Origin of the sequence: Kitasatospora sp. NBC_00039 (assembly GCF_045160625.1) — a bacterium.
GTDB lineage: Bacteria > Actinomycetota > Actinomycetes > Streptomycetales > Streptomycetaceae > Kitasatospora.
Genome location: NZ_CP108289.1, coordinates 593,831 through 606,678, shown reverse-complemented (window position 1 = coordinate 606,678; position 12,848 = coordinate 593,831). Strand labels below are relative to the sequence as shown.

Annotated in this window: 10 protein-coding genes; 7 read left to right on the top strand and 3 right to left on the bottom strand. The window is 73.9% G+C overall.

The features are described from left to right. Nucleotides 1–111 precede the first annotated feature (111 nt). The 5 genes from OG286_RS03065 to OG286_RS03045 all read left to right on the top strand — a co-directional run bounded on the left by OG286_RS03065 (nt 112) and on the right by OG286_RS03045 (nt 5,392). Nucleotides 112–879, top strand: coding sequence for a hypothetical protein (locus tag OG286_RS03065; RefSeq protein WP_396326099.1), 768 nt, complete (start codon nt 112–114; stop codon nt 877–879). After that, nucleotides 879–2,459, top strand: a complete 1,581-nt coding sequence (locus OG286_RS03060; RefSeq protein WP_396326100.1) for an amidohydrolase family protein — start codon at nt 879–881, stop codon at nt 2,457–2,459. The genes OG286_RS03065 and OG286_RS03060 overlap by 1 nt, the downstream gene beginning before the upstream one ends. Beyond that, nucleotides 2,456–4,054, top strand: coding sequence for a S41 family peptidase (locus OG286_RS03055; protein ID WP_405363246.1), 1,599 nt, complete (start codon nt 2,456–2,458; stop codon nt 4,052–4,054). The genes OG286_RS03060 and OG286_RS03055 overlap by 4 nt, the downstream gene beginning before the upstream one ends. 238 nt (nt 4,055–4,292) lie before the next feature. Continuing rightward, a complete protein-coding gene (locus tag OG286_RS03050) occupies nt 4,293–4,742 on the top strand; it encodes a hypothetical protein (protein WP_396326102.1) in 450 nt (149 codons plus the stop codon). 158 nt (nt 4,743–4,900) lie between these two features. Further along, nucleotides 4,901–5,392 (top strand): FBP domain-containing protein, encoded by a 492-nt coding sequence (locus tag OG286_RS03045; RefSeq protein WP_396326103.1) that lies wholly within the window; start codon nt 4,901–4,903, stop codon nt 5,390–5,392. A 196-nt stretch (nt 5,393–5,588) separates the two neighbouring features. On the opposite strand, the gene OG286_RS03040 is transcribed toward OG286_RS03045, so the two are convergent. The 3 genes from OG286_RS03040 to OG286_RS03030 all read right to left on the bottom strand — a co-directional run bounded on the left by OG286_RS03040 (nt 5,589) and on the right by OG286_RS03030 (nt 8,890). Continuing rightward, nucleotides 5,589–5,987, bottom strand: coding sequence for a hypothetical protein (locus OG286_RS03040; RefSeq protein WP_405363249.1), 399 nt, complete (start codon nt 5,985–5,987; stop codon nt 5,589–5,591). A gap of 164 nt (nt 5,988–6,151) precedes the next feature. Continuing rightward, a complete protein-coding gene (locus tag OG286_RS03035) occupies nt 6,152–7,729 on the bottom strand; it encodes a phytoene desaturase family protein (protein WP_396326105.1) in 1,578 nt (525 codons plus the stop codon). Nucleotides 7,730–7,834: 105 nt separating this feature from the next. Next, complete coding sequence (locus tag OG286_RS03030) at nt 7,835–8,890, bottom strand: magnesium and cobalt transport protein CorA (protein WP_396326106.1); 1,056 nt, start codon at nt 8,888–8,890, stop codon at nt 7,835–7,837. A 250-nt stretch (nt 8,891–9,140) separates the two neighbouring features. On the opposite strand from OG286_RS03030, the gene OG286_RS03025 reads away from it, so the two are divergent. After that, complete coding sequence (locus OG286_RS03025) at nt 9,141–9,920, top strand: SDR family oxidoreductase (protein WP_405364705.1); 780 nt, start codon at nt 9,141–9,143, stop codon at nt 9,918–9,920. Between the two features lie 25 nt (nt 9,921–9,945). Beyond that, nucleotides 9,946–12,837 carry a BTAD domain-containing putative transcriptional regulator gene (locus OG286_RS03020; RefSeq protein WP_405364703.1) on the top strand — a complete coding sequence of 964 codons (2,892 nt, stop codon included), beginning with the start codon at nt 9,946–9,948 and terminating at the stop codon, nt 12,835–12,837. Nucleotides 12,838–12,848: the final 11 nt, after the last annotated feature.

Below are 12,848 nucleotides of genomic sequence, written 5' to 3'. Positions count from 1 at the left end.
CGGACCCCGTGCCGTCCGCGGCCGTCCGCGCCGCCGCGGAAGTCACGGGGGCGTCAGGGAGGGCGCCGGCGGGCGGGGCACGCGATCCGACCGGTGAGGAGGTGCTGACCGATGCCGGAGTTCGACCGCGGACCGACGACCGAGTTCGCGAGGTTGCTCGCCCAGGTGCCCGACCCGCCCGTCGCCGAAGCGTTCTGGTCCGACTGGGGGCCGATCTTCTACCGCGGCCGGCTCGACGGTTCGGCCCGCGTGCTGATCGTGGCCTCGGACCCCGGACCGACCGAACGGATCGCGGGGCGCAGCCTCGTCGGCAACGCCGGCCAGCGGGTACAGGGCTTCCTCGCCAAGCTGGGGCTGACCCGCTCCTACGTCTGCCTCAACGCCTGGGCGTACGCCGTCCACCCCGCACAGGCCCTGGCGATGAAGGAGCGGCTCGCCGACCCCGCGCAGGCGCAGTGGCGCAACGAGGTCTTCGGCCGGGCGGTGGGCACGGACCTGCAGGCCGTCGTCGCCATGGGGTTCATGGCCCAGGAGGCGGTGCGGCTCTGGAGCGACCGGCCCCAGGCCACGCTGGCGAAGGTGCCCCACCCGTCGAGTCATGACCCGGTGGCGTTGCTGGATGCCTGGCGCGAGGCGGTCACGACGCTGCGCCCGGTGGTCGGGCCGGACGACGACGGGGACAACACCGGGCCCAACTACGGCGCCGCCTTCGAGGAGTCGGACTACAGCCCGATCCCCCGACGTGACCTGCCCTTCGGCGCACCGGCGTTCCTCGGTGACGACGCCTGGGTGCGCGCCACGCCGGGCGGGGTCCAGAACTCCGTCAACCGTCCCGCGCCGGACGACGGGCACACGCTGGTCTGGAAGGCGCCGGGCTGATGGCACTCGTGCTGCTCGGCACCGTGGTCACCTTCGACGGCGACCATCGGATCCTCGACCCCGGCGCCGTGTACGTCGGCGACGACGGCCGCCTGGACGCGGTACAGCCGGCCGGGGCGGACCCGCCCGCGGGCTTCGCCGACGCACCGCGGATCGACACGGGCGCCCTGATCCTCCCGGGGCTGGTCGACCTCCACAACCACCTCGGCTACAACACCCTCCCGCTGTGGGAGGCCGTCGGCGTCCCGTACCTGCACCACGACCGCTGGGTCGACGAGAAGCATCCGCCCGACTACTCGACGACGGTCACCTGGCCCGCGAGGGTGCTCGGCCAGGCCGCGCCCGAGGCGCTGATCAAGTACGTCGAGGTCAAGGCGCTGATCGGCGGGACCACGTCCATCCAAGGGCCGCCCCACTCGACCCGCCCGGTCGACGGCTGGCTGCTGCGGATCATCGACAACGAGAAGCTGCCGGCGGGGCGTGACCTGGTGCTGACCTCGGCGCTCCAGCTCGACGCCGACGTGCTGCGCCAGGACCGGGCGCCGAAGCTCGACGGGACCCGTCTGCTGATCTACCACGTCGCGGAGGGCCGGCGCGTCGAGGAGGTGGACCCGGTGAGCCCGCAATCGGTCGTCCACCGCGAGTTCGCGGACCTCGAAACCTGCCTGAAGCCCGGGCTGATCGGTGTGCACGGCACCGCGCTGACCTCCGCCGAGTTCACGAGGTGGCGCGACTGTGTGGCCGCGATCGACGCCGCCGAGCGGGGCACCGTCGTCTGGTCGCCGTTCTCCAACTACTGGCTCTACCACGAGACGACGGATGTGGTCGACGCTGCGGGGAAGGGGCTGCGGATCGCGCTGGGGTCCGACTGGTCGCCGTCGGGGACCAAGCACGTGCTCGGCGAACTGAAGGTCGCCGACGCCCTCAACAGCCACGAGTTCGGCCGCCACTTCGACGACCGGGACCTCTGCGACATGGTCACCGCCAACCCCGGCGACGCCCTGGCGACCGCCTGGGGACCGCAGGTGGGGCGCCTGGAGCGCGGCAGCGCCGCGGACCTGCTCGTGCTCCAAGGTCACGACCCGGCCGGGGACGTGTACCGCAACCTCATCGACGCGGTCGAGCGCCACGTGCTGCTGGTGCTGGTGCGCGGCCGGCCGTGTTACGGAACGTCGGCACTGATGACGGCCGCCGGGGCGAGGGGCACCAACACGATCCCGGAAGCCGGGCCCGGGCGCAGCGTGGCGGTGCGCCAGCCGGGCCGGGCCGACGCCACGCTGGACTGGCGAGGCGTCAAGCAGGCGCTGGCGAAGGTCCGCCACGACCCGGTGGGCGCCTGGCGCGGTGCGCAGATCGCGCTGGCGGCCTGGGGAGGGCCGCCCGACGGCCCCGGTGCGCCGCTCGCGCTGTTCGGCGACATGCCGGAGGGCGATCTGGGGGCTTTCGCGGCCACCGATGACATCCCGCCGGACCTGGTCGTCCCGGGCCCGGCCGCGCTGACCCACGACGCGGCCTACTTCGCCGCCGTGGCACGCAGCAGGGTGCCCCAGCTCGAGCGCCTCAAGGCCTACTACACATGAGCCCGAGGATCACGGAGCCGCCGCGGCCCCTGCCGGGGTCGACCGGGCTCGACGAGTTCATGGAGCAGGCCGCCGCGGACCCGCTGCCGGTCGCGGCCCGCTACCAGCTGGTGGCCGCCGCCCGCGTCCTCGTCGAGGAGCTCTACGTCCACCTGCCGCTCAAGCGGGCGAGGTACGCCGCCGACCCGGTCCAGCGCCTGCGCCTGCTGGAACGCCGCGTGCCCTCACTCAGCGAACCGCAGTTCCACTCCGAGCTCGCAGCCGTCTTCCGGGACCTGCGCGACCTGCACACCGTCTACCAGCTCCCCGACCCGTACCGCGGGCACGTGGCCACGCTGGGTTTCCTCGTCGAGCGCTACGTCGACCAGGACGGGACGCCGCATTACATCGTCTCGAAGATCGACCGGTCGCTCGACCACGCGGACTTCGGCGCCGGAGTCGAGCTGGAGTTCTGGAACGGGGTCGAGATCGAGCGCGCGATCGAGCGCAGCGTGACCGCACAGGTGGGCTGCAGCCCCGACGCGCGGCTGGCGCGCGGGCTGGAGTCGCTGACGCTGCGCCCGCTGCGGACCAGCCCCCCGCCCGACGAGCGCCGGGTGCTGCTGTCCTACCGCACGCCCGACGGCCGCCCGCGGGAGACCAGGATCCAGTGGTGTGTGCGCGCCGCCGAGTGGCACGCCGGGCGGGCGCAGGACCCCGTCCCGACGCTCACGCCGCACCTCGGCATCGACGCCGGCAACGAGGCCACCCGCCACCTCAAACGTGCGCTGTTCACCCCGTACCGGGCACCGCGCTCGCCCGCACGTGGCCCCGGCGGCGTCCTGGCCTACCGGCTCGCACCGGGCCGCAGTGGTCCGTACGGCCACCTGCGGATCTTCTCGTTCAACGTGGCGAGCGCACGGCTCTTCGCCGAGCAGGTCGCGGAGATCGCCGCGAAGGCCCCCAAGGAAGGGCTGATCGTGGACATCCGCGGCAACCCGGGCGGCAACATCCTGGCCGCCGAGGCCGCCCTGAGAGTCCTGAGCGGGCACCCCGTCGCCCCGGTCCGCTTCTCACTGCCGACCACGCGGGCGGCACTCGCGCTGGCACGGTCCAACCCGGGCTTCCGGGACTGGACGAGCTCGATCCGCACCGCCGTGGAGACCGGCGAACCGTACTCGCAGGCGTTCCCGCTCAGTGACCCGGAGGCGATCACCGCCGGGCTGCCGCACTACCCGGGCCCGAAGGTCCTGATCATCGACGCCCTGACCTACTCGGCCGCCGACATCTTCGCCGCCGGCTTCCAGGACAACGGGCTCGGGAGCATCCTCGGGACGTCCGAGTTCACCGGGGCCGGCGGCGCCAACGTGTGGACGTACGACCTGCTGGGCGTGTGGCTGCCCGAGCTGCTCGGTCCGCTGCCGCGCGGTGCCGGGTTCCGCGTCGCACTGCGGCGCGCCACCCGGGCCGGCCGCAGCGCCGGGCTCGCGCTGGAGGACTTCGGCGTGCAGGCGGACGAGGTGCACCGCCTGACCCGGCGTGACCTCACCCTGCGCAACAAGGACCTGCTGACGAGGGCCGCCGCACTGCTGTCCTGGGCCGGCGCTCCCCCCTGAACCTGTCCTGAGCCGGCGCTCCTGTGAACCGGCGCCGCCGGGAGGAGCCCCGACGGGCGGGCCTGCGGTCGGTTTCGGTCACGAGGGGATAGTTTACGGACCGTTCCGTCGATGGTCGCCCGAATGCGTCCTGACGGCTCCGCCGCCATGGGAGCATCGATGTCAGATGTGACATATCACATTGCTTACAGGTGTCGGCCCCACACGGCATGCCTTGCCGACTCTCAGGAGAAGACCCGTGAACCGAACCGTCCCCGTCCTTGCCGCCCTGGCCGCCCTCGGCCTGCCGGTCGCGGCCGCCCCGGCGGCAGCCGCAGCCCCGGCGGCCGCCCCTGCCGCAGTCGCCTCCACTGCGACGACGACCTGCGGCCCGTCGGTGCGGATGATCAACCGGCTGAACACCGTCTGCGTGACGGTCGACGGGCCGTCCGTCCGCGTCCAGGGCACCAGCACGCAGCTGATCGCCGGGCCCGGTCGGAGCTACATCTACAAGCTGTCCGCGAGCGTCGTCGACGGCGCGTCGCTCGGTACGGAGAGCGACTCCGCCTTCCTCGGTTCCGGATCCGCCTACCTCAGCGGTCCGAGCGCCGTCGTCCCCTGCGGCTCGACGGTCCGGGCCTCGTTCTCGCTGACGGACTTCGGCACGCCCCCGCCCACCTCGGTCGTGGACGTGGTCGTCGCCTGCTGACGCCGGCCGGTCGTCAGGGGCCGCCCCCGGGGTGCGGGTGCGCATCCCGGTGCGGTCGGCTGCGACCGGGGTTCCGTCCGGGCCGTGGTCCTCCGCCTGCCCGGCATCATCTTCTATTCATTTGCCTAAAGGGTTTAGGCAAATTAGCCTTCCGTGTCATGAGGCAGCTGACCGAACAAGACATCCGCAACTCCTTCCTGAACTGCAGCAAGGGCGAGGCGAAGCGCCTGAACCTCCCCCGTGACCTGGCCGAACAGCCCTGGGGCGACCTGGACTTCCTCGGCTGGCGGGACCAGCAGGCCCCGGACCGCGCCTACCTCGTCACCGAGCTCGACGGCCGTCCGCAGGGGCTCGTACTGCGCAGCCCGGCCGCTGCCGCATGGCAGGCCCGGCGCAGCATCTGCTCCCTGTGCGTCACCACCCACACCGGCGGGGTCTCCCTCATGGTCGCGCCGAAGGCCGGACCGGCCGGTCGCCAGGGCAACTCGGTGGGCGCGTACATGTGCAGTGACCTGGCCTGCTCGATGTACGTGCGAGGGAGCAAGGACGCGGGCGCCGGCTCCCGGCTGCACGAGTCGCTCACCCTGGAGGAGAAGATTCGGCGCACGGTGTCGAACGTCGCCGCCTTCATCGCCAAGGTGACGGCCTGACCGCCCGCGCAGGGCTGCTGGTCCGGCGTGGGGCGGCCCGGTGCCTGTCGGCGGTGAGCCCGCACCGGCAGGTCGCGATCGCCCGCCTGCCGGTGCGGCACGCAGCCAGCGGTGGGGGAGGTGGGTGCGGCGGGGAGTCCGGGCGGACCGGCGCGCGGGGGAGGAACACGGCCGGAGGTCTGGGGCCGGACAGGACTCACGGCCAGCCCGTCGGCTTCGAGGTGACGGCGGCCCGGGCCGCCAGGATCGAGGCGCAGGCCTGCCCGACCGCCGGGGCCACCCAGCCGGACGGCAGCGGCCCCTGCGCCCTGAGTGCGGCGGCCTGGCGCTGGAGGTCGCGGAGTGCGCCGCCCTGAGCGCTGGAGAGGCCCATCTCCTGGTAGTCGCCGAGGTCCGAGCCACCGTCGAGGTACGTCTGCAGCCACGGCGTGATGCTCGTGACGCAGTCCGCCAGCGGGCTGTTCGACGGCTGCGGCTGCGTCTGCGTCTGCGTCTGCGTAGTGACGGCCGCGCTGGGCGCCGCGGCCGGCGCGCTTCCGCCGCACCCGGACGCCGCCGCGACCACGACCAGGCCGCCCAGGAGCCGTTTGCGCATGCCCGCATTGTGGCTGCCGTCGGCCGGTCGCACCAGAGGCCGTACCGCCGCGGTCGCCGGAGGCCGTACCCCCGCGGGGCGGCGCCCTGACGCCCCGGCGCCACACCTGACCGGCCCGTGCCCCGCCGGGCCCACGCCCGACCACCCGCCCTCCACGACGGCGGCTACCGGGTGAGGTCCTCCAGGACGGCCTGCGCCGCGTTGTGCCCGGGGATGCCGCTGACGCCGCCGCCGCGGACCGCCCCCGCGCCGCACAGCAGCACGTTCGGGTGCGCCGTCGCCACGCCCCAGCGGGCCGCGGCCCCTCCCGGATCCCCGGTCGCGAACGGGAACGAGAGGTCCTGATGGAAGATGTGACCGCCCGGCAAGCCGATCTCCCGCTCCAGGTCCGGCGGCGTCCTGGCCTCCACGCAGGGCAGCCCGGCGGCGTCCGGTGCCAGGCAGTCGGCGATCGGCTCGGCCAGCACCTCGTCCAGCTGCGCCAGGCTCGACGCCAGCGCGCTCTCCTTGGCCGCCGGGTCGGTGAACAGCCGTGCGGGCATGTGCAGGCCGAACAACGTCAGTGTCTGGAACCCCTGTCGGACTGCCTCCGGCCCCAGGATCGACGGGTCGGTGAGTGTGTGGCAGTAGATCTCCGACGGCGGCGCCGAGGGTATCCGGCCCGCCTCCGCCTCGGCGTAGGCCGTCTCCAACTGCCCGTAGGACTCGGCGATGTGGAAGGTCCCTGCGAAGGCGTCACGCGGATCCGTGGCGGCGTCCCTCAGCCGAGGCAGCCGGCGCAGCACCATGTTGACCTTCAGCTGGGCGCCCTCCGGTGCGGGCCCGGGCTCCTCGCCCAGCAGCCGTGCCAGCGTCGCCGGGGCGGCGTTCACCAGGACCCGGCTGCCCGCCGCCGTCGCCTCTCCGCCCTGATGACGGTAGGTCACCTCGGCCTCGCCGACGCCGTCGGTGGCGATGGCGGTGACCTCGCAGCCGGTCCGGATCTTCGCCCCGGCAGCCAGCGCCGCCCCGGCCAGCGCGCCCGTCACCGCGCCCATCCCGCCGACCGGGACGTCCCAGTCGCCCGTCCCGTTGCCGATCACGTGGTAGAGGAAGCAGCGGTTCTGCCGCAGCGAGGGGTCGTGGGCATGGGTGAAGGTACCGATCAGGGCGTCCGTGAGCACCACTCCGCGCACCAGGTCGTCGGCGAAGGTCCGTTCGATCGTCTCGCCCAGCGGCCGTTCGAACAGCGCCTCCCAGGCGGCGTCGTCCGCGACCAGCCGGCGCAGCCCGGCGCGTGAGGGCAGCGGCTCGGTGAGCGTAGGGAACACCCGCCGGGCGACCTGCCCGGTCATCCCGTAGAAGCGCTGCCAGGCGCTCCACTCGCGCTCCGAGCCGGTCAGTGCCCGGAACGAGTCCCGCGTCCGGCCCGGGTCGGCGGCGTCCACCAGCAGTCCGGTGGGCTTCCCGTCCCGGACGGCGGGGGTGTACGAGGCGATCCGGCGCCGGCGCAGGTCCAGCCGCAGCCCCAGCTCCCGGATCACCTTCCGCGGCAGCAGGCTCACCAGGTACGAGTAGCGCGACAGCCGGGCGTCCACCCCCGCGAACACCTGGGCCGACACCGCCGCCCCGCCCACCTCGGGCAGCCGCTCCAGCACCAGGACCCGTTGCCCGGCCCGCGCGAGGTAGGCCGCCGCCACCAGTCCGTTGTGCCCACCACCGACGATCACCGCGTCGTACCGGGCCGACGAGTTCGTGTTCACCCGGCCACGCTACGGCACGTCGGAACGCCGGGGAACAGCCGCGCACCGACGCGTTGCGCCCGGATGCCGGCGGTGACGCGTCGCCGCCGCCGGGGCGGGACGTCCTCACTCGGTGGGGGATCGCGGCGTGGGACGGACGCCGTTGTTCACCTCCGGCGTCGACGTGGCCGGGTGGGCGCGGCGCCGGTGCAGCCAGACGTACAGCAGCAGGCACGGCAGCAGCAGGCCGACGACGCTGAGGGCGATGAACGCCGCCAGGCTGTCGATGTGCTCGACCAGCCAGCCGAAGTTCTGCCCGAAGAAGCCGACCACGAAGGACAGCGGGAGGAACACGGTCGCGATGATCGTGAGCCGCTCCATCGTGGCGCTCTGCCGGAGGTTGATCCTGTTCTGCTCGACGGAGATCACCGCGATGTTCGCCTCCAGGACGGTGGTCAGCAGGTCGCGTTGGGCGGCGACCTCCTCGTTGACCAGCAGGAGGTGGTCGTGCACGTCGCGGAAGTACGGCAGCAGTCCGGCCGCCGACCTGCCGCCCCGGAGCCGCCTGGCGAGCACGGCGAGAAGGGGGTGGACGGCACGGTAGAAGTCGGTGGCCTCGCGGCGCAGGAAGTAGATCCGCTCGGTCGGGGCGACCGCGCCGGAGAACACGGTGGCCTCGATCTGCTCGATGTCGCGCTCGAGTTCGGTGACGACGGGTGCGTAGCTGTCGACCACCTGGTCGAGGATCGCCCACAGTGTCGAGGCGCTGCCGGTGCGCAGCAGTTCGGGGCTGCGTTCGAGCCGGCCGCGGGCACCGGCCAGCTCGCTGGCGATGCCCTGGCGGACGGTGATCACGAAGTGTTCGGCCAGGAAGATGCTGATCTCGCCGGTGTCGATCTCCTCGCGTTCGTCGTCGTAGCGCGCGGTCCGCAGGATGATCAGCTCGGTGCCGTCCTCGTACTGCTCGGCCTTCGGTCGCAGGTGGAAGGCCTGGGCGTCCTCGACGGCGAGCTCGTGCAGCCCGAAGCTCTCGCGGACCCTGGCCAGTTCTTCGGGGCCCGGCTCGAACATGCCCAGCCAGACGAATCCGCCCAGTGCGCAGCGCGCGGCCGCCTCCTCCAGCTGCATGGGGCCCTCGTGCTGCCGGCGCCCGTCACGGTAGTGCGCGCAGTCGACGATCATGGCCTTCCTCCTCGCACCCGGCCGACCACTCCGTGTGCCGCCCCACCGGCGGCTCGGCGCGCCGTGGTCGCCTCCGCAATAGATGCTCCTCCGATCCGGCCGGACCTGCTCCATGGCGGGCCGGGAGCCCGGCCCGCGCAGGTGTTCGCGGCGGTGAGCGGGCGGTGAGGGTGCGGTGAGCGGTCGTCGGCAGTCTTCGGTTCATCGCCGGAACCGCCGAGGGGCCGGCCACGACCGAGGGAGCATGATCATGGGTGAGCTGACCGGCAAGGCGGCGCTGGTGACGGGCGGATCGCGCGGGATCGGGCGGGCGGTCGCGCTGCGGCTTGCCGCCGAGGGCGCGCTGGTCGCGGTGCACTTCGGCGGCAACGAGGCTGCCGCCAAGGAGACCGTGGCGCGGATCGAGGCCGCGGGTGGCCGGGCGTTCGCCGTGCAGGCCCGGTTCGGGGAGAGCGGCGCGGTGGACCGGCTGTTCGAGGGGCTGACCGCGGGGCTGGCGGAGCACGGTGCGGACGGCCTGGACATCCTGGTCAACAACGCGGGCATCAGCTCCGGCAGTTCGATCGGGCAGGTCACCGAGGAGGAGTTCACGCGGCTGCTGGCGGTCAACGTGAGCACGCCGTTCTTCGTGATCCAGAGGGCGCTGGCGCTGTTGAACGACGGCGGGCGGATCATCAACATGGGGTCGACGGCCAGCCGGTTCGCCGTCTCCACGCAGATCGGGTACACCGTCACCAAGGCGGCGCTGGAGTCGATGGGCCCCTCGCTCGCCAACGAGCTGGGCCGGCGGGGGATCACGGTCAACACGGTCGCGCCCGGTGCGGTGCGGACCGACATGACCGCGGCGTACACCGGGATTCCCGCGGTGGTCGCGGGCCTGGAGTCGATCACCGCGCTGGGCCGGCTCGGCGAGCCGGAGGACGTCGCCGACGTCGTGGGCTTCCTGGCGGGCCCGCAGGGGCGTTGGGTGACCGGTCAGACGGTCGACGTCTCGGGCGGCACCTACCTCGGCCCCATCGTCCCGGCGTGATCATCTCTGGTGGATAATCACCCGCATGCGGTTCGGAATCCTCGGCGAGACCAAGGCGTGGCGCGACGACGGGGCCGAGGTCCCGCTCGGCGGGCCGGCCCGACGGGCACTGCTGGCACTGCTGTTGGTCCGCCCCGGCGAGGTGGTCTCCGCCGACCGGCTGGCCGAGGAGGTCGACCCGGTCGCCGAGTTGTCGGCGCACGCGGTGCAGTCCCAGGTGTCCCGGTTGCGGACGGCCCTGGGACAGACGGCCGCGATCGAGCGCGCAGGGGCGGGCTACCGGATCGTGGTCGAGCCGGACGCCGTGGACGCCTGCCGGTTCGAGAGGCTCGCCGGCGAGGGCCGTGCCGCTCTGCGGGACGGCGACGCCGAACAGGCCGTCGCGCTGCTGCGGGAGGCGCTCGGGCTGTGGCGAGGTCCCGCGCTGGACGAGGTCGCCGAGCGCGAGACGGCCCGGGCGGCGGCGGCACGGCTGGATGAGCTGCGGCTCGCAGCGCTGGAGGACCGGTTCGAGGGGGAGCTCCGTCTCGGCGAGCACCGCGCGGCCGTACCGGAACTGCGCGAACTCGTCGGCCGCCACCCGCTCCGTGAGCACCTGGCGGCGCTGCTGATGCGCGCCCTGTTCGCCGAGGGCGGCCAGGCCGAGGCACTGGTGGTGTTCGAGGAGACCAGACTCCACCTGGCCGAGGAGCTCGGCGCCGACCCCTCGGCCGAACTGGCAGCCCTCCACCGGGAGTTGCTGAGCACCGATCGGGCGCCGGCGCCGGCCGCGCCACCGGCGCAGCTCACCTCCTTCGTGGGCCGCGCCGACGAGGTGAACGAGACCGCGGAGCTGCTGCGGGTGGCCCGGCTGGTCACCCTGGTCGGCCCCGGCGGTGTGGGGAAGACCAGGCTCTCCGTCGAACTCGCCGGCGGCGTCGCCGACGAGGTGTGCTTCGTCGAGCTGGCCCCGCTGCGCGACGGCGCCGCGCTGCCGCAGCTGCTGCTGGGCGCACTCGGCCTGCGCGAGAGCGGGCTCCACCTGGACGGCGCGCGGGCACCGGTCGACCGCCTGATCACGGCGCTGTCGGACCGGGTCCTCCTGCTCGTCCTGGACAACTGCGAGCACCTGGTCGAGGAGACCGCGACGCTGGTGGCGCGGCTGCTGGCGACCTGCCCGCGGCTGCGGGTCCTGGCCACCAGCCGTGAGCCGCTCGGCATCATCGGCGAGAGCCTGCAGTACGTCGGGCCGCTCGACGAGGACGCGGCGATACGGCTGTTCACCGACCGGGCCGCCGCCGTGCGGCGCGGCTTCGCCGCCGATCCCGCTCTCCTGCGGAGGATCTGCACGGCGTTGGACGGCCTGCCGCTGGCCATCGAACTGACCGCGGCCCGGCTGCGCACGCTGGAGGTCGCCGACCTCGCGGGACGCCTGGACGACCTGCTCGGGATCGCCGCGCGCGGCGCCCGTACGGCCGACCAGCGCCACCGGACCCTGCGCTCGGTGGTCGCCTGGGGTTGGGAGCTGCTCTCCGAACCCGAGCGGCGGGCCGCCCGGCGGTTCGCGGTCTTCGCGGGCGGAGCGTCGGCCCAGGCGGCGGCGCAGGTGTGCGACGCCGACGGCGAGACGCTGGAGTCGCTGGCGGACAAGTCCTTCCTGCAGGCCGGCCGCGGCCGGTACCGGATGCTGGAGACGATCCGCACCTTCGCCGCCGAACAGCTGGCGGCGGCGGGTGAGCAGGACGTGACCGGCCGCGCCCACGCCCGGTACGTCCGGCAGCTGGTCCGGACCGCCGACCCGTACCTGCGGACGGCCGAGCAGCTGGAGTGGCTGCCGGCCGTCTCCGCCGTGCACGACGACCTCCTGGCGGCGGTGCGCTGGGCCGTCGCGGCGCAGGAGGCGGAGACGGCCCTGGAGCTGCTGGCCTCGGCCTCGGCCTACCTGTGGATCCGGGGCGCCTCGACGTCGGCGGCGCCGCACGCCGCCGCGCTGCTGCAGCAGATCGGTGACCGGCCCCCCTCGGGGTGCGGTGAGGAGTACGCGGTGTGCGTGCTGCTCGCGGCGTCCGGCAGCGCCGGGCGGCCGCTCTGGCAGCGGCACCGTGCCACGGCCGAGGAGGCGCTGGCCGCGGCCTGGCCGGGTGAGCGGGCGGGCCGGTATCCGGTCGCGCTGCTGGTGTGGATGATGCGGAGCGCCGGCCAGGCCCAGGCCGAGGAGCGGCAGAGCGCGTTCGAGCTGGTCTCGGCCCAGTGTGACTGCCCCGAGCCGTGGGCACGGGCGGTGGCCCGGTACGTGTCCGGATTCGGCTTCCTCGGTGCGGGCGACACCCCGGGGGCCGAGCACGCCTTCGGGCTGGCCGTCGACGAGTTCGGTGTGCTCGGCGACCGCTGGGGAGCCGCCTTGGCCCTGGACATGCTCGCCGGAGTGGCGTCCGGGCGCGGCGACCGGGTGGAGGCGGTCGCGCTGACCGATCGGGCCATCGCCCTGACCGAACAGCTCGGCGCCCTGGAGGACGCCGCCGACCTGCTCGTCAACCGGGGTGACCAGTTCGCCGCCGACGACCGTACCGCGGCCGGAGCCGACTACGCGCGCGCCGCGGAGCTGGCCGTCGGCGCCGGCAGCGCCGACGGCCTCGCGGCCGCCCTGCGGGGGCAGGCCGACCTCGCCCTGTCCGACGGCGACCTGACCGCGGCGGAACGGCTCTATTCCGAGGCGCTGGAACGGATCGACCCGCACTGGATCAAGGCCCTCGGCAACCGGGTGCGCGCGCTCGCAGGGCTCGCCCGCATCGCCGAACTGCGCGGTGACCACGCCACGGCCCGGACGCGCTACCGTACGGCCGCCGAGTCCGCGGCCGAGGTGGGCCACGACGCCCCCGCGCTGCTGCGCCTGCTCGGCCTTCCCGAGCCCGTCGTGGAGGCGGTGAGCCGGCGGTGAGCCCGCGGTGA

What these genes read in the sequence shown, in the direction of transcription:
- OG286_RS03030 (WP_396326106.1), bottom strand. Translation starts at nt 8,890, where the DNA reads ATGATCGTCGACTGCGCGCACTACCGTGACGGGCGCCGGCAGCACGAG.
- OG286_RS03045 (WP_396326103.1), top strand. Translation starts at nt 4,901, where the DNA reads ATGAGGCAGCTGACCGAACAAGACATCCGCAACTCCTTCCTGAACTGC.
- OG286_RS03040 (WP_405363249.1), bottom strand. Translation starts at nt 5,987, where the DNA reads ATGCGCAAACGGCTCCTGGGCGGCCTGGTCGTGGTCGCGGCGGCGTCC.
- OG286_RS03020 (WP_405364703.1), top strand. Translation starts at nt 9,946, where the DNA reads ATGCGGTTCGGAATCCTCGGCGAGACCAAGGCGTGGCGCGACGACGGG.
- OG286_RS03060 (WP_396326100.1), top strand. Translation starts at nt 879, where the DNA reads ATGGCACTCGTGCTGCTCGGCACCGTGGTCACCTTCGACGGCGACCAT.
- OG286_RS03055 (WP_405363246.1), top strand. Translation starts at nt 2,456, where the DNA reads ATGAGCCCGAGGATCACGGAGCCGCCGCGGCCCCTGCCGGGGTCGACC.
- OG286_RS03065 (WP_396326099.1), top strand. Translation starts at nt 112, where the DNA reads ATGCCGGAGTTCGACCGCGGACCGACGACCGAGTTCGCGAGGTTGCTC.
- OG286_RS03025 (WP_405364705.1), top strand. Translation starts at nt 9,141, where the DNA reads ATGGGTGAGCTGACCGGCAAGGCGGCGCTGGTGACGGGCGGATCGCGC.